At 71.6% G+C, this 21,042-nt stretch carries 22 protein-coding genes; 12 read left to right on the forward strand and 10 right to left on the reverse strand.

The window, feature by feature from the left end; all coding sequences use genetic code 11:
* Nucleotides 1-96 precede the first annotated feature (96 nt).
* A complete protein-coding gene (locus ABZX10_RS13695) occupies nt 97-1,059 on the reverse strand; it encodes an alpha/beta fold hydrolase (protein ID WP_355540336.1) in 963 nt (320 codons plus the stop codon).
* A 144-nt stretch (nt 1,060-1,203) separates the two neighbouring features.
* Here ABZX10_RS13695 and ABZX10_RS13700 point away from each other — a divergent pair, with 144 nt between their 5' ends.
* The 5 genes from ABZX10_RS13700 (at nt 1,204) to ABZX10_RS13720 (ending at nt 8,489) form a co-directional block, all read left to right on the forward strand.
* Nucleotides 1,204-2,586 (forward strand): MFS transporter, encoded by a 1,383-nt coding sequence (locus ABZX10_RS13700; protein WP_355540339.1) that lies wholly within the window; start codon nt 1,204-1,206, stop codon nt 2,584-2,586.
* Between the two features lie 51 nt (nt 2,587-2,637).
* On the forward strand, nt 2,638-3,270 hold the full coding sequence (locus ABZX10_RS13705; RefSeq protein WP_355540342.1) for a helix-turn-helix domain-containing protein: 633 nt from the start codon (nt 2,638-2,640) through the stop codon (nt 3,268-3,270).
* Between the two features lie 8 nt (nt 3,271-3,278).
* Nucleotides 3,279-5,012 (forward strand): AMP-binding protein, encoded by a 1,734-nt coding sequence (locus tag ABZX10_RS13710; RefSeq protein ID WP_355540345.1) that lies wholly within the window; start codon nt 3,279-3,281, stop codon nt 5,010-5,012.
* Nucleotides 5,009-8,185, forward strand: coding sequence for a carboxyl transferase domain-containing protein (locus tag ABZX10_RS13715; protein WP_355540348.1), 3,177 nt, complete (start codon nt 5,009-5,011; stop codon nt 8,183-8,185). Before ABZX10_RS13710 ends, ABZX10_RS13715 begins: the two co-directional genes overlap by 4 nt.
* Before the next feature lie 133 nt (nt 8,186-8,318).
* Complete coding sequence (locus tag ABZX10_RS13720; protein WP_355540351.1) at nt 8,319-8,489, forward strand: hypothetical protein; 171 nt, start codon at nt 8,319-8,321, stop codon at nt 8,487-8,489.
* Here ABZX10_RS13720 and ABZX10_RS13725 read toward each other — a convergent pair.
* Genes ABZX10_RS13725 through ABZX10_RS13740 form a run of 4 tightly spaced genes read right to left on the reverse strand, consistent with a single transcriptional unit; the run spans nt 8,461 to nt 10,940 of the window.
* Nucleotides 8,461-8,904, reverse strand: coding sequence for a type II toxin-antitoxin system VapC family toxin (locus tag ABZX10_RS13725; RefSeq protein WP_355540354.1), 444 nt, complete (start codon nt 8,902-8,904; stop codon nt 8,461-8,463). The two genes, ABZX10_RS13720 and ABZX10_RS13725, sit on opposite strands and share 29 nt — an antisense overlap.
* Nucleotides 8,897-9,151, reverse strand: a complete 255-nt coding sequence (locus tag ABZX10_RS13730; protein WP_355540357.1) for a prevent-host-death protein — start codon at nt 9,149-9,151, stop codon at nt 8,897-8,899. The genes ABZX10_RS13725 and ABZX10_RS13730 overlap by 8 nt, the downstream gene beginning before the upstream one ends.
* A 35-nt stretch (nt 9,152-9,186) precedes the next feature.
* Nucleotides 9,187-9,825 (reverse strand): response regulator transcription factor, encoded by a 639-nt coding sequence (locus ABZX10_RS13735; RefSeq protein ID WP_355540360.1) that lies wholly within the window; start codon nt 9,823-9,825, stop codon nt 9,187-9,189.
* Entirely contained in the window at nt 9,822-10,940 is a 1,119-nt protein-coding gene (locus ABZX10_RS13740) for a histidine kinase (protein ID WP_355540363.1), read from the reverse strand. Before ABZX10_RS13740 ends, ABZX10_RS13735 begins: the two co-directional genes overlap by 4 nt.
* A 108-nt stretch (nt 10,941-11,048) precedes the next feature.
* Here ABZX10_RS13740 and ABZX10_RS13745 point away from each other — a divergent pair, with 108 nt between their 5' ends.
* Entirely contained in the window at nt 11,049-11,612 is a 564-nt protein-coding gene (locus ABZX10_RS13745; protein ID WP_355540366.1) for a hypothetical protein, read from the forward strand.
* Nucleotides 11,613-11,811: 199 nt separating this feature from the next.
* Here ABZX10_RS13745 and ABZX10_RS13750 read toward each other — a convergent pair whose 3' ends face one another.
* Together ABZX10_RS13750 and ppgK are read right to left on the reverse strand one after the other, a co-directional pair.
* Nucleotides 11,812-13,269: an RNA polymerase sigma factor gene (locus ABZX10_RS13750; RefSeq protein WP_355540369.1), complete on the reverse strand. Its 1,458-nt coding sequence runs from the start codon at nt 13,267-13,269 to the stop codon at nt 11,812-11,814.
* 218 nt (nt 13,270-13,487) lie between these two features.
* The gene (ppgK, locus tag ABZX10_RS13755; RefSeq protein WP_068572683.1) at nt 13,488-14,231 is read right to left on the reverse strand and encodes a polyphosphate--glucose phosphotransferase; all 744 of its coding nucleotides are present in this window, start codon (nt 14,229-14,231) and stop codon (nt 13,488-13,490) included.
* A gap of 89 nt (nt 14,232-14,320) precedes the next feature.
* Here ppgK and ABZX10_RS13760 point away from each other — a divergent pair, with 89 nt between their 5' ends.
* The gene (locus ABZX10_RS13760; RefSeq protein WP_355540373.1) at nt 14,321-15,205 is read left to right on the forward strand and encodes an inositol monophosphatase family protein; all 885 of its coding nucleotides are present in this window, start codon (nt 14,321-14,323) and stop codon (nt 15,203-15,205) included.
* A 27-nt stretch (nt 15,206-15,232) separates the two neighbouring features.
* Here the strand turns inward: ABZX10_RS13760 and cei are convergent, their stop codons facing one another.
* Nucleotides 15,233-15,958 carry an envelope integrity protein Cei gene (gene cei, locus ABZX10_RS13765; RefSeq protein WP_355540376.1) on the reverse strand — a complete coding sequence of 242 codons (726 nt, stop codon included), beginning with the start codon at nt 15,956-15,958 and terminating at the stop codon, nt 15,233-15,235.
* 243 nt (nt 15,959-16,201) lie between these two features.
* Between cei and ABZX10_RS13770 the strand changes: the two genes are divergently transcribed.
* Nucleotides 16,202-16,501 (forward strand): DUF4193 domain-containing protein, encoded by a 300-nt coding sequence (locus ABZX10_RS13770; RefSeq protein WP_068572678.1) that lies wholly within the window; start codon nt 16,202-16,204, stop codon nt 16,499-16,501.
* Nucleotides 16,502-16,575: 74 nt separating this feature from the next.
* Here the strand turns inward: ABZX10_RS13770 and ABZX10_RS13775 are convergent, their stop codons facing one another.
* Nucleotides 16,576-17,067, reverse strand: a complete 492-nt coding sequence (locus ABZX10_RS13775; RefSeq protein WP_355540380.1) for a DUF3093 domain-containing protein — start codon at nt 17,065-17,067, stop codon at nt 16,576-16,578.
* Nucleotides 17,068-17,090: 23 nt separating this feature from the next.
* Between ABZX10_RS13775 and dut the strand changes: the two genes are divergently transcribed.
* Nucleotides 17,091-17,552, forward strand: a complete 462-nt coding sequence (gene dut, locus ABZX10_RS13780) for a dUTP diphosphatase (protein WP_355540383.1) — start codon at nt 17,091-17,093, stop codon at nt 17,550-17,552.
* A 55-nt stretch (nt 17,553-17,607) separates the two neighbouring features.
* On the forward strand, nt 17,608-18,429 hold the full coding sequence (locus tag ABZX10_RS13785; protein WP_355540386.1) for a DUF3710 domain-containing protein: 822 nt from the start codon (nt 17,608-17,610) through the stop codon (nt 18,427-18,429).
* On the opposite strand, the gene ABZX10_RS13790 is transcribed toward ABZX10_RS13785, so the two are convergent.
* On the reverse strand, nt 18,413-19,111 hold the full coding sequence (locus ABZX10_RS13790; protein WP_355540389.1) for an alpha/beta hydrolase: 699 nt from the start codon (nt 19,109-19,111) through the stop codon (nt 18,413-18,415). The genes ABZX10_RS13785 and ABZX10_RS13790 overlap by 17 nt on opposite strands.
* Nucleotides 19,112-19,149: 38 nt before the next feature.
* Between ABZX10_RS13790 and ABZX10_RS13795 the strand changes: the two genes are divergently transcribed.
* Together ABZX10_RS13795 and ABZX10_RS13800 are read left to right on the forward strand one after the other, a co-directional pair.
* The gene (locus ABZX10_RS13795) at nt 19,150-19,845 is read left to right on the forward strand and encodes a DUF3159 domain-containing protein (protein ID WP_355540392.1); all 696 of its coding nucleotides are present in this window, start codon (nt 19,150-19,152) and stop codon (nt 19,843-19,845) included.
* The gene (locus ABZX10_RS13800; protein WP_355540395.1) at nt 19,829-21,031 is read left to right on the forward strand and encodes a TRAM domain-containing protein; all 1,203 of its coding nucleotides are present in this window, start codon (nt 19,829-19,831) and stop codon (nt 21,029-21,031) included. Before ABZX10_RS13795 ends, ABZX10_RS13800 begins: the two co-directional genes overlap by 17 nt.
* Nucleotides 21,032-21,042 lie beyond the last annotated feature (11 nt).

Below are 21,042 nucleotides of genomic sequence, written 5' to 3' on the forward strand. Positions count from 1 at the left end.
ACCACCCTCACCAGCCCCTTCGGGAACCGGTCAGCTGCGGGCGGCCCGGGCGGAACCGGCGTCAACCCGGCCTTCGGCACCGACCTTCGTTCTCCGTCAGGCGATCACGCGCTCGACGAAGGCGAGGAGCTCGGCGGTCACGTCGTCTCGGGTCTCGGGCTCGTTGTGCACCTCGTGCCGCACGCCGGGGTAGACGCGGGTTCGGATGTCGGGATGTCCCGTGGCGACGAGGCGGTTCGCCACGTGGTAGGCGCCTTCGCCGTAGTTGGTGACCGGATCCTGGTCGCCGGCGAGGATCAGGACGGGCGTCGTGGACGGAAGGGCCGCGTAGAAGCCGTCACCGTTGGCCGCGTCGTAGAGGTCGACGAAGCCGCGCAGGAACCGGACCGACATCGGCGCTCCGAAGTTGTTGAACGGGTCCACCGCGTGGTCGCGCACCACGTCGGCGTCGCGGGCGACCCAGTCCGTCGGGCCCGCGCCCGCGCCGAACCGGGAGACGAAGCCGTCGAACAGGGTTCCCACGTACTCGAGCGGGGCGGCGCCGGCCTGGTCGGGCTCGGCGGCCAACGCCGCCCGATCGATGCCCGTCTCGGCGCCCGGGATCTGCGCCGCGATACCGCACAGCACGAGACCGTCGATCTCCGACGGAGACTCGATCGCCGCACCGCGGGCGATCATCGAGCCCATCGAGTGGCCGAAGACGATGTACGGCAACCCCGGGTGGCGCGCGCGCACCGTCGCACCGAGCGAGCGCGCGTCGGCCACCATGACGCGGCCGGCATCGTCGCCCGCGTCGCCCCATACGCCCGAGTCCATCGCCGTGGCGCCGTGCCCCGCGTGGTCCTCCGCGGCCACCACGAAGCCCTCGTCGAGGAGCGCGGAGATCAGCCGGAGGTAGCGGCGGGAGTGCTCGCCGAGGCCGTGGATCAGCTGCACGATCGCGCGGGGCTCGCGCACCGGGGTGTAGATCCATGCGCGGATCGTGTCGCGGCCGTTCGCGGAGGGGAAATCGGGTTCGAGGAGCGCCATGGACCAGTTGTACGTGATCGGTGCGGACACCGCGGCGAAATGGTGCCGGGTCGCGGAAACGGTGCCCCATCTGCATAAGCAAACGCTTAGTAACCTCCCGAGAGGTGTTGACATGAACGTCAACGTCAAGCATTCTGCGTGTCGGGGATCACACACTGTCACGAAGGGCCACCCATGACGCAGACTCGGGAGCCGAGTGCGGCCGCACCGACGAAGAAGTCGCACGGCAAACTTCTCACCGCCGGGCTGATCAGCAGCTCGATCGAGTGGTACGACTTCTTCGTCTACGGCACCGCCGCCGCCCTGGTGTTCGACAAGGTCTTCTTCCCGGGCCTGTCGCCGCTGATGGGCACCCTGATGGCCTTCGCGACCTTCTCGGTCGGTTTCGTCGCCCGTCCGCTCGGCGGGATCCTCGCCGGGCACTTCGGCGACCGGATCGGCCGCAAGCCGATGCTCATCTGGTGCCTCACCGCCATGGGAGCCGCGACCTTCCTGATCGGCTGCCTGCCCACCGCGGACGCCATCGGCTCGCTGGCGCCGATCATGCTGGTGTCGTTGCGCTTCATCCAGGGTCTCGCGTGCGGCGGCCAGTGGGGCGGCGTCGTGCTCCTGCTCACCGAATCCGCCGGCCCGAAGAAGCGGGGCTTCGCGGGAACCTTCGGGCAGATGGGTGTACCCCTGGGGCTGCTGCTCGGCAACGTCATGATGATCCTGATGAACACCGCGCTCGACGACGCCGCGTTCCTCAGCTCGGGCTGGCGCGTGCCGTTCTGGGCGAGCGCAGTGCTGGTGCCCGTCGTGATGTACATCCACAAGAGGATCGAGGACTCGCCCGAGTTCCTCGCCCTGCAGCAGGAGGTCGCGGCCAAGAACGCCGGCAAGGAGGCGGTCGCGGCAGCGCCGCTGTCCGAGGCGATCCGTGGGCACTGGGGCAAGATCCTGCTCGGCGCGGGCCTGCTGGCCGGCACCAACTCCGCCTTCTACGTCTCCATCGCCGGCTTCGTCAGCTACGGCAGCAAAAAGCCCTCCGCGGGTGGTCTCGGCATGAGCAGCAACTCGATCCTGATGTGCGTGCTCGTGACCTCCGTCGTGATGCCGTTGGTGATCATGGCCGCAGGTGCGGTCTCCGACCGGGTGGGCCGCCGTCCGCTGATCCTCATCGGCGCTGCCGTGCTCATGGTCTGGGCCTTCCCGTTCTTCTGGCTGGCGGAGACCACCAACATCGGTCTGCTGCTGGTCGCGATGTTCGTCTCGAGCTTCGGGCAGGCGCTCACCTACGGCCCGCTCGCCGCGTTCATGGCGGAGCTGTTCGAGCCGCGGATCCGCTACTCGGGAGCCTCCCTGGCCTACCAGCTCGCGGCCGTCGGCGTCTCGGGCGTGGCGCCGCTCATCATGACCGCGATCATCGCGGAGACGCAGTCCACCACGTTCGTGTCGGTGTACCTCGCCGCCATGGGTCTGGTCACCCTGGCCAGTGCGTACTTCCTCACCGAGACGAACGGCAGGACGGTGCGCGAGGACCCGGAGGCGGTCCCGGGCGTCCCGGCATCGGCGTGACGCGTGCAGACGTTGTTGAAGCCCCCGGCGCAGCCGAGCACACTCGTGAGCGTGACGATCAGCGAATCGCAGGAGCGGGCCCGCGCGAACCGCAAGGACGCCGGCGGAGCACGCCGGGAGGAGCTTCTCCGGGCCGCGGCCGAATGCTTCGACGACCTCGGCTACGCGGGCACCACAGTCGAGCTCATCGCGGCCCGCGCCCAGACCTCACGGCCCACGTTCTACGCCTACTTCCGGTCCAAGGACGAGATCCTGCTGGCCCTCGTGGACCGGGTCGCGGCCGAGCTCGAGGCGACCCAGTCCCTCGCGGGGATCGACACCACGGACCCGCGGCAGGTGATCGCCGCGACGATGCGGGCCTACGCCGACGGGGTGTTCGCGAACGGCGGCCTCGTCGCCCTGTTCGACGCCATGGCACCGGTCCGCGACGACGTGGCGGTGATCTGGGAGCGGATGATCCGGCGCACCCACCGCCGCTACACCGCCTACCTCGCGGCGCTCGATCCCGGCACCGTCGACCTGTGCCTCGAGCCCGCCGAGCTCGTCAGGATCCTCAACGACATCATCCACCACGGCGCGAAGCGCGTCGCCCGCGACAGCGCGGCCGAGCGCGAGCGCTTCATCGCGGACCAGATCCGCGTCGCAGAGCGATTGATCGGCATCCGAGAGATGCCGGTCGACTAAGGAGCATCATGTCCGACACGATCACAAACGGGGCCGCCGCGCTCGACGCCGCCGCCGACGAGATCCGCGCGCTGCGGCTGCGGAACTGGCCCGCGCAGGTGACGCGCACCGTCGAATACCCCGCGGGGACGCCGGCGATGGTGGAGCACCTGCGGCACTGGGCGCGGCTGCAGCCGGAAACGGTCGCGATCGCCTTCTACGGACGCGAGGTGACCTACGCCGAGTACGACGAGCTCTCCGACCGGTTCGCGGGCCTGCTCGCCGAGCGCGGGGTGCGGCCCGGCGACGCGGTCGGCGTGTACCTCGGGAACTGTCCCCAATTCGCCATCGCGATGCTGGGCATCCTCAAGCTCGGTGCGGTGCACGTGCCGGTGAACCCGCTCCTCAAGGGCCGCGAACTGCACCACGAGCTCGATGATGCCGGTGTGGGCGTGCTGTTGGCGCAGACGGACCTGCTCGACCTGGTGGAATCGGTGCGTCCGGAGACCCCCGTGCACACCGTGATCGCGACCGCACTGGGGGACATGCTCGGCGGCACGGAGCCGATCGCCGACGCCCCGGCCCCGTTCGACACCGCGCCCGACGCGCGCAGCGACTGGCCCCTCGTGCTCGCCGCTGCGCGCGCACCGGAACGGGACTCGGACCCGGAGGCGCTCGCCGCGCTCAACTACACCGGCGGCACCACCGGGCTGCCCAAGGGCTGCGAGCACACGCAGCGGCACATGGCCTACACCGCCGCGACGGCCACTCTCGCGACGGGCACCGCGGTGGGGGACAGCGCTGCGGTCGGCCTCAACTTCCTGCCCGTCTTCTGGATCGCCGGAGAGGATTTCGGCATTCTCAAGCCGCTCATCAACGGCCAGACCTCCGTGTTGATGACCCGGTGGGATCCTGCCGTCGCGGCGGCGCTCGTCGCGCGCTACGCGGTCACCGAGTTGGTCGCCACCGTCGACAACTACGTCGAGCTCATGGACCTGCCCGGGTTCGACGGTGCGGCGTTCCGCAGCGTGGTGAACCCCTTCGCGGTGTCCTTCGTGCTGAAGCTGACCCCGGAACTGCGCGCGCGGTGGCGCGCGCTCACCGGTGGCGTCCTCCGCGAGGCGTCCTTCGGCATGACCGAGACGCACACCGCCGACACCTTCACGCTGGGATTCCAGGACGACGACCGCGACCTCACCGCCGACCCCGTCTTCTGCGGACTTCCGGTGCCGGGCACGGACATCCTGGTCGTCGACGCCGACGGTGCGCCCGTCGCCGTGGGCGAGACGGGCGAGATCGTGGTGCGCAGCGAATCGATCATGACCGCGTACCACGGCCGGCCCGATGCGACGGCGGAGGCGATCCGCCACGGCTGGCTGCACACCGGCGACGTGGGAATGATCGACGATTGGGGTGCGGTGCACTACCTCGCGCGGACCAAGGAGATGATCAAGGTGAACGGCATGTCCGTCTTCCCGTCGGAGGTGGAGGCGCTGCTCAAGGCGCACCCCGCCATCGGATCGGTCTCGGTCGTGCCGCGGCCGGACGCGCGCAAGGGGCAGGTGCCGCTCGCCTTCGTCGTCGGGGCGGGTCCCGTGGACGTCGCGGAGCTGACCGCGTGGGCGCGGGAGAACATGGCGACCTACAAGGTGCCCGACTTCGTCCTCGTCGACGCCCTGCCGATGACGGCGACGGGCAAGGTGCGCAAGGGAGATCTGTTCGAGCGCGCGGCACGGATCGCCGCTGAAGGGGAATCGAAGTGAAGCTGCTCATCGCGAACCGCGGCGAGATCGCACTGCGGATCATCCGTACCGCACGGGAACTCGGTGTTCCGACGGTGGCCGTCTACGCGACGGACGACGCCGATACCCCGCACGTGAGCGCTGCCGACGACGCCGTCGCGCTCCCCGGTTCCGGCCCGGCCGCGTACCTGGACCGCGCCGCAGTCATCGCGGCCGCCACGAGCACGGGCGCCGATGCGGTGCACCCCGGCTACGGGTTCCTCGCGGAGAACGCCGAGTTCGCCGCGGAGTGCGCCGCCGCCGGCCTCGTCTTCCTGGGGCCGGCCCCGGAGGTGCTGCGCACCTTCGGCGACAAGGCCGCTGCCCGGGCCGCGGCCGTCGCCGCGGGGGTCCCCGTCCCCGCCGCCACCGACGGGGGTGTGGATCTGGATGCGGTGCGCGGCTTCGCCACCGGCCGCCCGACCGGCGTGATGATCAAGGCCGTCGCCGGGGGCGGGGGCCGCGGCATGCGTGCAGTGCTTCCCGGCCCCCGGTTCGACGAGGATCTCGAATCCGCATACCGCGCCTGCGTCTCCGAGGCCGAGCTGGGGTTCGGAGACGGCCGGGTCTTCGCCGAGGAACTGCAGACCGGGGCCCGCCACATCGAGGTGCAGGTCGTCGGTGACGGCACCGCCACCGTCGCGCTCGGCGACCGCGACTGCAGCGTGCAGCGCCGCAATCAGAAGCTGATCGAGATCGCGCCCGCCCCGGCGCTGGACGAGCAACTGCGCTCCGCCCTGCACGGCCACGCCGCGCGGCTCTGCGCCGCCGCCGGTTACCGCGGGCTCGCCACCGTCGAATTCCTCGTACGGGACGGTGCGGCAGTGTTCCTGGAGGTCAATCCGCGGATCCAGGTGGAGCACACCGTGACCGAGGAGGTCACCGGAGTCGATCTCGTAGCCGCGCAGCTCGCCCTGGCGGAGGGCGCGTCGCTCGGCGATCTCGGCCTGCCGGAAGCGATCGGTTGCCGTGCGGGCGAGGTCACGGGTTCGCCCGCCGCGGCGCACGGGACCGCAGTACAGGCCCGCGTCAACCTCGAGGTCCCGCAGCGCGACGGCACCGTCCTGCCCGCCGCCGGCACGCTCGCGGGCTACACGCCGCCGACCGGTCCCGGCGTCCGCGTCGACGACTACGGGCGGGCGGGCCTGACGACCTCCGCCCGCTACGACTCGCTGCTGGCGAAGGTGATCGTGCGGGCCGTCACCCCCGCCCGCGCCTTCGACAAGGCCGGTGCCGCGCTGGCGGAGTTCGTGATCGACGGACCGGGTACGAACATCGCGCTCCTGCGCGCCGTCCTGGGCGACCCGGAGTTCCGTTCGGGCCCCGTCGATACGGGCTATCTCGCGCGCCGGATCGGCGATCTCGTGCCGGAGGCCGACGCCCCCGCGCTCGTGTCGACCGCCGACCTGGACGGTGACGTGCTCACGGCGACGCTGACCGGCACCGTCGTCGCTGTGGCGGAGGAGGGGACGACCGCAGAACCCGGCACCGCGCTGGTCGTCCTCGAGGCGATGAAGATGGAGCACGAGCAGGTGCTGGCGGTGCCGGTCACCGTCGGCGAAGTGCTCGTGCGGCCCGGGCAGACCGTGAGCGCGGGGACCCCCCTGCTGACCCACACGCCCGCCGACGGCTCGATCGGCAACGGTGCCGGAACCGACGAGCAGGACCTCGATCGGTCCCGCGCGGACCTCGATGAGGTGCGCGAGCGGCACCGCGTGACCCGCGACGAGGGCCGGCCCGACGCCGTGGCCAAGCGGCGCAGGATCGGCCGGCGCACCGCGCGCGAGAACATCGACGACCTCGTGGACGAGGGCAGCTTCACCGAGTACGGGGCGCTGTTGCTGCCCGCGCAGCGGGCCCGCCGCTCGGAGGCGGAGCTCATCGCCACCGGCGCCGCGGACGGCCTCATCGGCGGCCTCGCGACGATCGGCGGCGCCGAGGCGATGGTCATCTCGTACGACTACACCGTGCTCGCCGGCACGCAGGGCTGGCGCAACCACGCGAAGACCGACCGGCTCATCGACGTGGCGGAGCGTCGAGGCGTCCCGATCGTGCTGTTCGCCGAAGGCGGCGGCGGCCGCCCCGGTGATACGGATCTCGACGTCGTCGCAGGTCTCGACGTGCCCACCTTCCGCTCGCTCGGCGCGCTGCGCGGCCGGGTGCCGCTGATCGCCATCGTCTCCGGCCGGTGCTTCGCGGGCAACGCCGCCCTGGCCGGCATCTGCGACGTGATCATCGCGACGCCCGACGCGAACATCGGCATGGGCGGTCCCGCGATGATCTCCGGTGGCGGGCTCGGCGAGTTCCGCCCGGAGGCGATCGGTCCGATCGACGTGCAGCGCCGCAACGGCGTGGTGCACGTCGTGGCGGACGACGAGGTGCAGGCGGTTGCGCAGGCGCGGAAGTACCTCGGCTACTTCGCGGGTCCCGTCGACGACTGGACCGCCCCCGATCCGCGCAGGGCTCGGCATGTGGTGCCGGAGAACCGCTTGCGCGCCTACGACGTCCGCGCCGCGATCGCCGCGATCGTCGACGAGGACTCGACTCTGGAATTGCGGCGCGACTACGGCGTCGGAATCATCACCGCGCTGGTGCGGGTCGAGGGGAAGCCGTACGCGCTCATCGCGAACAGCACCCGCCACCTGGGCGGCGCGATCGACGCGGAGGGCGCCGACAAGCTCGCCGACTTCCTCGAGCTCGCTCAGGCCCACGGACTGCCGGTGATCTCGCTGTGCGACACACCGGGATTCATGGTCGGGCCGGAAGCGGAGGAGCACGGGACGGTCCGGCGGTTCTCCCGGCTGTTCGTGCTCGGCGCGCGGCTCACGGTGCCGCTGGGCGTCGTCGTCCTGCGCAAGGGCTACGGCCTCGGCGCGATGGCGATGACGGGCGGTAGCTTCCACGCCCCGCAGTTCACCGTCGCGTGGCCGACGGGCGAGATCGGTGGCATGGGCCTGGAGGGCGCGGTGCGGCTGGGATTCAGCAAGGAACTCGCGGCGGCGCCGGACGAGGCCGCCCGCGCCGAGCTCTTCGACCAGCTCCTGGCACTGGCGTACCAGCGCGGCCGGGCCCTGCACGCCGCCACCACCTTCGAGCTGGACGACGTGATCGACCCCGCCGCCACCCGGAACTGGATCCGTACCCTCACCCGGTGAGGGGATGAGGGTACGGATCCGCCGTGGACGGTCCCACCGGGTGACGGTGGGATCGTCCGCGGTCCACGGTCGGCGCACCCGACGGTAGCGGGCCTCGAGGGCGATCACCAGCACGGTGGCGATCACCACGTGCATGAGGGCGAGCATCGTCGTGGAGGCACCGTCGAAGTCCGCGGCGAGCGTTCCCGCGACGGTGCCCGACGACGCGGCCGCGCCGACGACGCCCGCGACGCGCGGGATCGGGGACCAGAGCTTCGAGAGCAGCACCGACGCGGTCAGGCCGGCGGCGTGTCCACCGGAGTGACCGGGACGAGGGTGAGGACCGATTCGAGTCCGATGAAATCGTCAGTGTTGCTCGTGAACAGGGGGAGGCCGTTCACGGAGGCGATCGCGGCGATCATCAGGTCCACTTTGCGCGGCTTCGGGCTGTTGCCGGCCGCGACGATCAGCGAGGTCATCGTGGTGAACCGTCGTGCGGCGGCCGAGTCGAAGGGTAGGGCGTCGAAGGTGTGCTCCGCCTCGAGTTGACGCTCGGACCGCAGCGCCCGGGTGGGTGCGTCGGAGGCCATGGCGACGCCCAGTCCCAGTTCGGCGAGGGTGACGGCGCTGATCCTGGAGGAGGCGGGGAGCTCCGTCTCATCAATACGTTCGATATCGATCAGCACGCACGTGTCGAGGAGGCCGACGGGGTGTCGAGCAGCTGTGGGATCGTCAGTCATCAAGGCGCTCCGCGCCGAAACCGGCGTCGATCTCCGCTCGTTCCTGCGCTCCGGTTGCGGTGCCGCCGAACCTGGTGAAGCGACGCTTCACCTCGGCTGTGGAGACCTCCCGGGTCGCCCGGATCGGTCGGAGTTCGCCGACCGGTCGGCCGTTGCGCGTGATGATGAAGGCGTCGCCGGCTTCGAGCGCGTCCATGACGCCGGCACTGCCGTTTCGCAGTTCCGCTTGACTGATCGTCCTGGTCATACCGACCGGGTAGCGACTGATGCTATGCGGTGCTATCAGTCCGTGCCGGACTGCGCGGCGATGACCGCGGCCTGCACCCGCGACTGCACGCCCAGCTTCATCAGCACGCGGGAGACGTGGGTCTTCACCGTCGCCTCGCCGATGTCCAGGCGACGCGCGATCTGCTGGTTGGACAGGCCCTCGCCCAGCCCGGCCAGCACGTCGCGTTCGCGATCGGTGAGCGCGGTCAGGTCCACCGGCGTGGGCTCGGCGGCCGGCCGGGGCAGCGCGCCGATCACGGCGCGAGTCACCTTCGGGTCCAGCACCGCGTCACCGTCCGCGACCGCCAGGACGGCGCGGATCAGTTCGTCGCCGCCGGCGGACTTGAGTAGGAATCCGCTCGCGCCGGCGCCGAGGGCGCCGAGCACGTACTCGTCGAGGTCGAAAGTGGTGAGGACGAGTACTGCGCTGGCGGTCTCCGCCACGACGGAGGCGGTGGCGGCGAGACCGTCCACCCGCGGCATCCGGACGTCCATGACCACCACGTCGGGTTTGAGGGCGCGGGCCTGCCGGACGGCGGCGGCACCGTCGGCGGCCTCGCCGACGACGCTGATCTCGCCGGTGGACTCGAGGAGCAGGCGCAGGCCGGCCCGGATCGCCGCGTGATCGTCGGCCAGGACGACGGTGACCGTCACCGCGCGACCTCCATCGGCACGCTCGCCCGGACGATCCAGGAGGCATCGTGCGGACCGGCGGTGGCGGTGCCGCCGACCGACTCGGCACGGAAGGCGATGTTGCGCAGGCCGTCGCCGGAGCCCTCGGACCATGGGCCGGCGGGCAGGGGATTGGTCGCGGTCATGGTGAGCTCCTCCCGGTCGGCGGCCACGACGATCTCCAACGGCGAGCCCGGCGCGTGCTTGGTGGCGTTGGTGATGACCTCGCCGAGGATGCGGGTGAGCACGGCCTCGGCCGCGGCGGGCAGCGGACCGTCGGGCACGCGCAGCCGGACGGCGACGCCCGCCGCCCCGGCGCTCTCGATGAGCGGTTCGAGGGAGGTGAGGGTGGTGCGGACCGCGGCATCGTCCGGGGAGGTGAGCAGGTTGATCGTGGACCGCATCTCCTCGAGCGCGGCCAGGCTGCCGGACCGGATCGATTGCAGCACGGCCGGATCCTGCGGCGTACGTTGCGCGGCATCGGCCAGGATGGCGACCGCCGAGAGGTGCCCGGCGACCGTGTCGTGCAATTCGCGGGCGAGGCGCCGGCGCTCGTCGGCGAGCGCGGTCGCGCGGCGGGCCTCACTCTCGTCCCGTTCGACCTGGGCGAGCTCGCGATAGGCGAGGACGGCGCGTCCGTAGCCGATCGGCGACCACAGGATCGCCACCATCACCAGGACCGCGTAGATTCCGCCCTTCACGCCACCGGCGGCGGTGAGCCCCGTGCTCACCGCGACGGTCAGGACGAGCACCGTCCACATCACCGCCGTGCGCAGGCGGTCGCCACCGGTCGCGACCGCGAGGTAGATCACGTCGGACAATGCGATCCACAGCACCACGGACGGACCGAACGGCGCATCCCATGCCACCAGTGTCAGCATCAGGGCGAACGCGAGTGCCGGCCGGTCGCGTGCGAGGAGCTGGATCGCGAGCGCCCCGCAGAGCAGGCCGAATTTCACCTGCCACGGGTAGAAGTGTTCCGCGTCGGCGCGCACCGACCAGCCGCCCGCCGCCCACAGCATCGCCCCCACCAGGGTGATGCCGATCGCCGGGACCGCGGCGTACTCCGACGTCCACGACCGCCCCGGCGACTCCATGCGCCCATTGCAGCACATCGCCGACAGTCGCGGGTCCGTCGAAAGGTGGACGGGAGTGTCGTCGAACGTGGGACGACGGTGCCGTCGGCACCGGGCAGAGTGCCGGGCATGGAAGAGTTGAACAGTCCGGTGCTGTGGACGATCGCCGGATGCGAGATCGGTTTCTGGGTCCTCGTCGTGGGCGGGTTGACGCTCCGCTACATCGTGCGGGCGCGCCGGGCCGGGATGGTCGCGCTGGCGTTGGTGCCGGTCCTCGACCTGGTCCTGATCGCCGCCGTCGCGGTCGACCTCTACCGCGGCGGCGAGGTCGGCTTCGCCCACCGCCTCGCGGGCATCTACCTCGGGTGCACCGTGATGTTCGGGCACCGCATGATCACCTGGGCGGACGAACGCTTCGCGCACCGCTTCGCGGGCGGCCCCGCGCCGCACAGGGTCCCGAAGCTCGGCCCGGAGCGCACCCGCAAGGAGTGGTCGGACTTCTACCGCTGGCTGGGCGCGGTGGCGATCGCCGGTGCCGTGTCGTTGGGGCTGGGTTACACCGTGGCGGACGACACCCAACGCGACGCACTGATGGGGGTCTTCGGCACCCTCGGTGTGGTCACCGTGATCTGGCTCGTCACCGGGCCGCTGTGGGTGGCGGGACGAGGGGAGCGGACCGCCGGCGGCCAGTGACCGTGGCTGAAGTCACCGTGCCGGCCATAGCCGCTGCGCCGGGCAGAACGGGTGCGGGAAGCCATCCGCACCCGAAATGCGCCGGCGCACCCGGCATGCAGGGTGCGACCGGGCGAAACGGGTGTGAATGGCAGGAACGGTTCGGTCCGCGAGACGCCGAACGCCCGACGGCGCACCGTCGGGCGTTCGGAAACGGGACCTAGTCCAGGTAGTCCCGGAGGACCTGCGAGCGCGACGGGTGCCGCAGCTTGCTCATCGTCTTCGACTCGATCTGGCGGATGCGCTCCCGCGTGACGCCGTAGACCTGACCGATCTCGTCTAAAGTCCGCGGCTGACCGTCGGTGAGGCCGAACCGCAGGCGCACGACACCGGCCTCGCGCTCGGACAGCGTGTCGAGCACGGACTGGAGCTGATCCTGCAGCAGGGTGAACGACACCGCGTCCACGGCCACGACGGCCTCGGAGTCCTCGATGAAATCGCCGAGCTGGCTGTCGCCCTCGTCGCCGATCGTCTGGTCCAGCGAGATGGGTTCACGCGCGTACTGCTGGATCTCCAGCACCTTCTCCGGCGTGATGTCCATCTCCTTGGCCAGTTCCTCCGGGGTGGGCTCGCGGCCCAGGTCCTGGAGCAGCTCGCGCTGGATGCGGCCGAGCTTGTTGATGACCTCGACCATGTGCACCGGGATGCGGATGGTGCGGGCCTGGTCGGCCATCGCACGGGTGATGGCCTGGCGGATCCACCACGTCGCGTAGGTCGAGAACTTGTAGCCCTTGGTGTAGTCGAACTTCTCCACCGCGCGGATCAGGCCAAGATTGCCCTCCTGGATCAGGTCCAGGAAGGCCATGCCGCGGCCCGTGTAGCGCTTGGCGAGGGAGACCACGAGGCGCAGGTTGGCCTCGAGCAGGTGGTTCTTGGCGCGGTTGCCGTCGCGGGAGATCCAGTTCATGTCGCGCCGGACGCCGATCGCCGGCTTCTCGCCGCGCTCGAGCCAGCGGCCGATCATCTGCTCGGCGAACAGGCCGGCTTCGATCCGCTTGGCGAGCTCGACCTCCTCCTCGGCGTTGAGCAGCGCGACCTTGCCGATCTGCTTGAGGTAGGCGCGCACGGAGTCGGCCGACGCGGTGAGCTCGGCGTCCTTGCGGGCCTGGCGGAGAGCCTCCGACTCCTCCTCGTCCCAGACGAAGTCGCCGGACGCCTTGTCCGCCTCGGACGGCTCGTCCTCCTCCGAGTCGGCCGGGGCCGGCTTGGTGACGGCGCTCTTGCCCTTGGCGGCCTCGCCCGTGTCGGCCGGGTCGTCGGCGTCGTCCGCGTCGATCGCGATGTCCTCGTCCGCGAGCTCGGTGGGATCGGGATCGCCGTCGAGCTCGACGTCCTCCTCATCCTCGGCGCCGCCCTCGGCACCGGCCGCGGAAGCATCCTTCTTGCCCGCGGCCTTCTTGGCCGTGCGCTTGACGGGACCTGCGGCCTTCTTGGCCGCCGCCTTCTTGGCCGGAGCCTTCTTCGCGGGTGCCTTCTTCGCCGCCGCCTTCTTGGCCGGGGCCTTCTTCGCGGGTGCCTTCTTGGCGGTGGTCTTCTTGGCGGGGGTCTCCGCCGAGGTGGCCGAACCGTCCACGCCGTCCGCCGACGGTGCGCTGGAGCTGGTCTGCGTCGCTGCCACGTACGCCCTTTCCTACTGTGCCTGCGTGCGCCGGAACCGCTTCCCGGGCGCGACAACGGCACCGTCTCCCGTGCCTACGGGCGTCGGTGGTGGCTGCGGCGTCCGGGGGCGAGGAGGTCCGGCGTCTGGTCCGGCGCATCGACGCCGGGCCCCCATTGTAACGATTCGGTAGCTCCGCCCGCATTCACCTGCGGCCAAAGCGCCGCAAGCGTGCGGAATCACACCTGTCGCGATGCCATCGCCGCTCCGACGATGCCTGCGGTGTTCAGCAGCTTCGCGGGAATCACCGGCGTCTTCACCTCGAGCAACGGTACCCACTTGTCGGCCTTGCGGCTGATGCCGCCGCCCACGATGATCAGGTCGGGCCACAGCAGTTTCTCGTACTCGCGGAACACCCGGCTGACCTGTCCGGCCCACTTCTCGTAGCTCCACCCGCGGCGTTCCTTGATCGAGCTCGCGGCGCGGTGCTCGGCCTCCTTGCCCTCGACCTCGATGTGACCGAACTCCGTGTTCGGCACCAGCGTGCCGCGGTACAGCAGGGCGGAGCCGATCCCGGTGCCCAGGGTGAGCAGCAGGATCACGCCGTCGAAGTCGCGGCCGGCGCCGTAGCGGTCCTCCGCGAGGCCGGCGGCGTCGGCGTCGTTGAGCACGGTCACCGGCCGGCCGAGGGTCGAGGTGAACAGCTCGTTCGCGTCGGTGCCGACCCAACCCGGGTCGATGTTCGCGGCGCTGCGCACCGTGCCGCTGGTCACGACCGCCGGCACCGTGATGCCCACCGGCCCCTCCCAGCCGAAGTGGGTGATGACCTCGCGCACGGCGCCGGCGCAGGCGCCCGGTGTGGACGGCTGGGGCGTGAGCACCTTGAACCGCTCGCCGACCAACTCGCCGGTGTCCAGGTCCACGATCCCGCCCTTGATCCCGCTGCCGCCGATGTCGACGCCGAACCCCAGATTCTCCGCCATTGCCTGCTCCGCATTCCTCGAAGTTCCGGACGTCTCGTCCTCCGGCCGGGGTGACCCGACGCTGTCAAACTACCGCGGATTGTGGTTCTGTGGAGGGCGTGCAACACAACCGGTGGGAGTTGTCCGAGATCGCCGTGACCGTCGCGCGGGAGGCCGCGCGCCGCGTGGCCTCCCGACGGGCGGAGGTGTTCGGCGTCAACGCATTCGACCCGCCGGAGGACACCGTTCCCGAGGCCGTGACCACCAAGTCGACCCCGACGGACCCGGTCACCGTCGTCGACACCGAGACGGAGCGGTTCGTCCGGGACCGGCTCGCGGAACTCCGCCCCGACGACACGGTCCTCGGCGAGGAGTTCGGCGTCGACGGGGACGAGCGCGGCGTCGCGCAGGGGGTCGTGCGGTGGATCGTCGACCCGATCGACGGCACCGTCAACTTCCTCTACGGCGTGCCCGCCTACGCGGTCTCCGTCGGTGCTCAGGTCGATGGCGTGTCCGTCGCGGGCGCCGTCGCCGACGTGGTGCACGGCACCGTCTACGCCGCAGCGCTCGGCGCGGGCGCGCGGGAGATCGCGCCCGACGGCGCCGTCCGCGAGCTGCGTGCCAACCCGATCACCGACCCCGCGCTCGCGCTCGTGGCGACAGGCTTCGGCTACGCGCGCGAGCGCCGCGAGAAGCAGGGGCGCGTGCTCGCGGAGTTGCTGCCCCAGGTGCGTGACGTGCGTCGGATCGGCTCCGCCGCACTCGATCTGTGCATGGTCGCGGCCGGCCGAGCGGACGCCCACTACGAGCACGGCCTGAGCCCGTGGGACTGGGCCGCAGGGGCTCTCATCGCGCAGGAGGCCGGTGCCCGGGTCATCGTGCCGCGCCCCGACTCGTCCAGCGCCGACGGTGCGCTCACGCTCGCCGCGGCACCCGGCATCGCCGATCGGCTGATCGCGGCACTCGAGTCGGCAGGCGGGCTGGAGAACCTGTAGTCGCGGTGCGGTCCGCTGCGGAGACCGTCAGCGGTTGCAGGACTGCGTGTGCACCGCCGACACCAGGGCGGGGTTCGCACCGCCGTCGGCGGCACCCACCGGCGCGGCCCGCAGGATCCGCAGTATCTCCTGCGCATCGGTACTGGGCTCGAGGTCGGTGAAGAAGGTGCCGAGCACCAGGTCGACGGTGTTATCGCGCCGGCCGTCGTTGATCAGCTCGGCGCACGGAGCGATGATCCACGCCGCCGCGGCCGCGGCCCGGCCCGCGTCGCCGAACCGCAGCTGCGCCTGGCACTCCATCTGGGGATACAGCGGGTCGTTGCCGTAGCCGCCGGTCTTGGGTGCCTGGAAACCGTAGTCGGCCAGCTTGTTCAGCGTGGTCTCGGCGCGTCCCGCCTGGCCCGAGGCGTTGAGGACGCGCACCGTCGACGCGGACAGGGGCGCCGGGCGCACGGAGATCAGGTCGTCGGGCGCGACCACCTCGAACCGGGCGGGCGCGGCGGGCGGCGGCGTGGCACCGGCCGGGGCGGTCGTGCCCGCGGTGGCGGTGGCCGAGGCCGACGGCGCGGTCGGCGGAGGGCAGGACACCGGCGCGGCGACCTCCTCCTGGGACGACATGGCCCGCGCCCAGGTGGCGATGGCGATGACGGCGAGAACCGCGATCACGATGAGGATCGGCAGCATGCTGCGCCGACGGAACGGTTCACCGTTCCGGTCGAATCGCCGGCCTGCGCCGGTGAGCTGGGAAACCACGGCCCCGACTGTACGGGAGCACGCCGTCGGAGTAGGGGAGGCTGCGCGGACGCGGCGCGGGAATCATCCCGGCCCGTCGTGCGTTAGACCGGCTGCAAGCGGCGGATTCGGCGACCGGGATCGAACCCCGTGACATCGATCCGTGAGTGAGTTACACTCTGGGCCGCTCGCGCGGGACAACGCGCCCGGCGGTCTCGGAAACCCCGAGACCGGGGGCCCGAGCAAGGATGGGGATGACACGGTATGGCAACTGATTACGACGCGCCACGGCGGTCCGAGGCCGACGAGGTCTCGGAGGATTCGCTGGAGGAGCTCAAGGCCCGCCGCAACGAGGGCCAGTCCGGCACGGTCGACGTCGACGAGGGCGAGACCGCCGAGTCCTTCGAGCTGCCCGGCGCCGACCTCTCGGGCGAGGAACTGAGTGTCCGGGTGGTGCCCAAGCAGGCTGATGAATTCACGTGCACCAGCTGTTTCCTGGTGTACCACCGCAGCCGGCTCGCAGATCCGAACGGCAGCGAGCTGATCTGCGTCGACTGCGCCTGACGGAACGGGGCCACCGCGGCGGCACCGGCCTCGCCGTGCGCGGCGGCCCACTTGTCGGGCGGGACGGCCCGCAATCAGCCCAGGGTCGTCGCGGCCGGGATGTGCGCCAGCATTTTCTCCGGGCGCCGTGTGGACACCATCCAGTACGGCGTCGGATCGTCGGGATCGTCCAGGACCACGACGATCATCGTCTTGATCCACCCCTTGTGATACAGGAAGGCGGCGGGATCGAGCTGCCGGCCGAGCGCCGCGCTCTTCGCGGCGGCCGGCACGGCTGCGGCCCGCGACACCAGCTCCAGCGGGAGATGGGCGTTGCCCGCCCACAGCTCACCGTCGCGCACGGCTACCGTGCCGCGCCCCATCGACCAGAGCAGGACGGCGATGACGGCCACGATCACGACGAAGACACCGATCATCCAGTCGCCCCAGCGCGTGGCCAGCGTCACCTCGAAGCAGAGCAGGCCCGCCACGATCGCGCCTGCGAGCCACCAGTACCACGGCACCGTCAGCCTCTCGAAGTACCCGGTTCCCGGCTTCGAGGTCTTCACTGCACGATCTTCTGCCACGCCTTCAGCGTAGTCTGCATGCCATGGTGAGCCAGATACCCCTACTGCGGCTGGACGAGGGCCTCCCACTTCCCCAGCGCGCACATCCCGGCGACGCGGGCGTGGACCTGTACTCGACGATGGACGTCCGGCTCGAGCCCGGAGCCCGCACGCTGGTCCCGACCGGCATCGCGCTGGCTCTGCCGTACGGCACCGTCGGGCTGATCCACCCGCGCTCGGGCCTCGCCGCGAAACACGGTCTCACAGTGGTGAACACGCCCGGGACGATCGACGCCGGGTATCGCGGCGAGATCAAGGTGTGCCTGCTCAACACCGATCGCGAGAGCGCCGTCGAGATCAAGCGGGGCGACCGGATCGCCCAGCTGCTCGTCCAGCGGGTGGAACTGCCCGATTTCCACGAGGTCACGTTCCTCGACGACTCGGTGCGCGGCGCGGGAGGCTACGGCTCGTCCGGCGGCCACGCCAGCCTCGAACCCTCGTCGTAGGCCGTCCCGTCCGACCCCGTCCCACCCGATCCACACACCCCAGGAGCGAGTTCCCATGGCCCTCGGCCGCCGTAAGTCCAAGCCGCGCAGCACTTCGAGCGTCGATCCGTATGCCACGATCGGCCAGCCGGAGCACCACACCGCCCCCGCGCCCGCCGAGGACGACGAGGCGCAGGAGCTGGGCAGCGGCGCCGGCCCGTACGACCTCTCGTCGCTGAGCAGCGAGGAGGGCCTCGATGAGGGCCGCCTCGACCTGGGGTCGATCATCCTGGCGATGCCGCCGGAATCGCAGCTGCAGGTGGAGATGAGCCCGGAGGGCGTGCCCATCGGCGTGCACCTCGACACGCCCGTCGGCCGCGTGACGCCGGGCGTCTTCGCCGCTCCCAAGTCGGGCGGCCAGTGGCGTGAGGTGGTCACCGAGCTCGCGGACTCGCTCCGCGAGAACGGCGCGCAGGTCACGATCGAGGACGGTCACTGGGGTCGCGAGGTCGTCGGTGTCCAGCCCGACGGCGTGCTGCGCTTCATCGGGGTCGACGGTCCGCGGTGGATGGTCCGGTTCGTCGTCGCCGCGCCGCTCGAGGGCGCCGATCAGGCTGCGCAGCTGGCGCGGGCGATGCTCGCGGAGACCGTGATCCGGCGCGGTACCGACCCGCGCCCCGCGCGCGACCATCTCGAGATCGAGCTGCCCGCCGAGCTGGTGCAGCAGTTGCAGCAGGCCATGGCGCAGCAGCAGGCCCAGCAGGAGGAGGCGGCAGCGGCGATCGCGGCGCAGGTCGCGCAGCGCGCTGCCGCGGACGGACCCGCGGCCCTGCGACAGAACAATCAGGACCGGCTGACCCAGGGCTCGGCCCTGAGCCGGCTCAACAACCAGCGGTAATCGCCGCGAGGCCGGCTCGGCCCAGGACCTCCGGGGCCGGGCCGAGGTCGGCCAGGTCGACGATCGTCGTCGTCGCCCCCGGGATCGCCGCGCCCCACGCTTGCGCGACGGCGACCGGGTGGATGAGGTCTCCCTCGGCACCGATGACGACGGTGCGCGCCGCGAGCCGCCCGAACTCGGCCTCCGTCGGGGCGACGAACGCGGCGGCCTCCCGGAGCGCGGGCGCGAGGAACTCGCCGTGTGCGGCCCACGACCTGCTCAGCTCGCGCGCGAGCCACGGTGGACTGCCCGCCCGCATCCGCGCGATGGCCTCGGTCGCGCCGACCTCGTCGACGGTCTCCGCCGTCACCCGCGCCGACATCGAGGCCGGGACCTCCGGACCCGCGGCGCCCGACCACGGCGGCAGGGTGAGCACCAGCGTGATGTCCGCGTCGGCGTTCTCGAGGGCCCAGCCCGCCGCGACCGCCGAGCCCAGGGACACCCCGCAGGCCAGCAGTGGACCGTCGGACGCGGCGGCGGTGAGGGCGGCGCGGTACCCGGCCACCACCGACGGCGGCGTCGCGTCCACGGCGACGGTCCGCGCGCACAGCCGGGTCAGCGGGGCGAACGCGCGGAGTACGAAGTCGGCGTCCGAGCCCGAACCGGGCAGGAGCACAGCGGTGGTCCGCTCGAGGAACTGCATGGGACGAGCATGCCAGGGCCGCCACGTAGGGTGGACGGGTGACGGACGGCGCGGAACGGGACCAGGCGGAGGCGACCACCGAGGTCGTGGAGCTGTCGATCAAGGACCAGGTGCTCGAGCAGATGGGCGGCTGGCAGGGCATGGTGTACTCGGCCCTGCCGGTCGTGGCGTTCGTGCCCGCCAACGCCCTGTGGGGACTGTGGGGCGGGGTGATCGCCGCGCTCGTCGTGGCCGCGCTGGTCGCCGTGGTCCGGCTGGCGACCCGCAGCTCGATCCAGCCCGCGGTGTCGGGGTTCTTCGGGGTGGCGGTGTGCGTCGTGATCGCCCTGCTCGTGGGCGGCAACGGCAAGGGCTACTTCCTCTACGGCATCGTGATGCAGGCCGTACTCGCGGTCGCGTGCCTGGTGTCGATGCTGGTCCGGCGACCGCTCGTCGGGGTGCTGTGGCACCTCTTCTCCGAGCGGCAGGATGCAGGGGAGTCGGACGACGATGCACCGACGGCGCCGCAGGACTGGCGTGCGGACCGCCGGCAGTCCCGGGCGTTCACCTGGCTGACCCTGATGTGGACGGCGATGTTCGCGGTCCGCTTCGGCGTCCAGTTCTCCCTGTACGTCAGCGACAACGTCGGCGGGCTCGGCGTCGCGCGGATCCTCATGGGCTGGCCGATGTTCGCCGCCGGCCTGCTCATCGTCTTCCTCGTCGCCCGGAGGTTCACGCATGCTCGTGCCGAATGACCTGCTCGAGCTGACCTGCGGCGCGCCCGGGCACGGCGGCTTCGTCATCGCCCGGCACGAGGGGCGCGCGGTCTTCGTGCGCGGCGCGCTGCCGGGGGAGACGGTGCGCGCCCGGGTCACCGAGGTCAAGAAGTCCTACGCCCGCGCGACGGCCGAGGAGGTGCTCATCGTCTCGCCGCATCGCGTCGGCGAGGCCTGCGCCGCCGCAGCGGCCGGAGCGGGCTGCTGCGACCTGACCTTCGCCGCCCCCGCGTACCAGCGGGAGCTCAAGGCGGACGTCCTGCACGATCTCCTCGCGCGGTTCGGGGGCTTCGAGCCGGGCGCGTTCGAGCCCACCGTCGAGCCCCTGTCCGGCGCCCCGGTCACCGGCTGGCGGCACCGCGCGCGTCTGGTGGCCGACGGTGCCGGCGCGCTCGGGCAACACGCCTTCCGCAGTGACGCGGTCGTCGTTGCGCCCTGCGCACAATTGCCCGCCGCACTCACGGACCTCGCGGGAGACGTGCGCCCTGTGCCCGGCACCGAGGTCGCGCTCGTGCTCGACGACGCCGGCGCCGCGCACGCCGCCGTCCCGGCCCGGCGCGGGCGGCCGGCGACAGCGCTGTCCGGCGACGCCCTCGCCGAGTACCGCGTAGGAACCCGCTCGTGGAAGATCCCGGTGGGCGGCTTCTGGCAGGCCCATCGCGACGCCGCGACCCGCTACGCGGCGCTCGTCGGCGGCTACGCGGCGCAGTACGGCGGCGACGGCGGCCATGCCTGGGACCTGTACGGCGGCGCGGGCGTGCTCGCCGGCGCGCTGATCGACGAGGGCATGTCCGTCGACGTCGTGGAGACCTCGGGCGGCGCCATCGCCGCCGGGAAACAGACCCTGGCACGGGAACCCGTCGTGTTCCATCGTGGCGACGTCGCCTCGCGGCTCAAGGGCCTGCGCGCACCGTCGACCGTGGTGCTGGACCCGCCGCGCACCGGTGCCGGCGCGGCAGTCATGACCGCGATCACCGCGGCCGCTCCGCGGGCGATCGTGCACGTCGGCTGCGATCCCGCGGCGTTCGCCCGGGACGTGGGCGCGGCCTGCGAGAACGGCTACCGCGTGGCCGAGCTCTCGGCCTACGACGCCTTCCCCGGAACCCATCACCTGGAGGCCTTCGCCGTGCTGGTGCCGGGGCGCGAGGACCGTCGTGGCCGGTAAGGTGGGCGGAA

It is taken from the genome of Tsukamurella sp. NPDC003166, from assembly GCF_040611135.1.
Lineage (GTDB): Bacteria > Actinomycetota > Actinomycetes > Mycobacteriales > Mycobacteriaceae > Tsukamurella.

Coding starts and splice junctions, on each gene's coding strand:
- ABZX10_RS13770 (WP_068572678.1), top strand. CDS start 16,202: ATGGCAACTGATTACGACGCGCCACGGCGGTCCGAGGCCGACGAGGTC.
- dut (WP_355540383.1), top strand. CDS start 17,091: ATGGTGAGCCAGATACCCCTACTGCGGCTGGACGAGGGCCTCCCACTT.
- ABZX10_RS13800 (WP_355540395.1), top strand. CDS start 19,829: ATGCTCGTGCCGAATGACCTGCTCGAGCTGACCTGCGGCGCGCCCGGG.
- ABZX10_RS13700 (WP_355540339.1), top strand. CDS start 1,204: ATGACGCAGACTCGGGAGCCGAGTGCGGCCGCACCGACGAAGAAGTCG.
- ABZX10_RS13785 (WP_355540386.1), top strand. CDS start 17,608: ATGGCCCTCGGCCGCCGTAAGTCCAAGCCGCGCAGCACTTCGAGCGTC.
- ABZX10_RS13725 (WP_355540354.1), bottom strand. CDS start 8,904: ATGACTGACGATCCCACAGCTGCTCGACACCCCGTCGGCCTCCTCGAC.
- ppgK (WP_068572683.1), bottom strand. CDS start 14,231: ATGGCGGAGAATCTGGGGTTCGGCGTCGACATCGGCGGCAGCGGGATC.
- ABZX10_RS13730 (WP_355540357.1), bottom strand. CDS start 9,151: ATGACCAGGACGATCAGTCAAGCGGAACTGCGAAACGGCAGTGCCGGC.
- ABZX10_RS13745 (WP_355540366.1), top strand. CDS start 11,049: ATGGAAGAGTTGAACAGTCCGGTGCTGTGGACGATCGCCGGATGCGAG.
- ABZX10_RS13790 (WP_355540389.1), bottom strand. CDS start 19,111: ATGCAGTTCCTCGAGCGGACCACCGCTGTGCTCCTGCCCGGTTCGGGC.
- ABZX10_RS13740 (WP_355540363.1), bottom strand. CDS start 10,940: ATGGAGTCGCCGGGGCGGTCGTGGACGTCGGAGTACGCCGCGGTCCCG.
- ABZX10_RS13720 (WP_355540351.1), top strand. CDS start 8,319: ATGAGGGCGAGCATCGTCGTGGAGGCACCGTCGAAGTCCGCGGCGAGC.
- ABZX10_RS13710 (WP_355540345.1), top strand. CDS start 3,279: ATGTCCGACACGATCACAAACGGGGCCGCCGCGCTCGACGCCGCCGCC.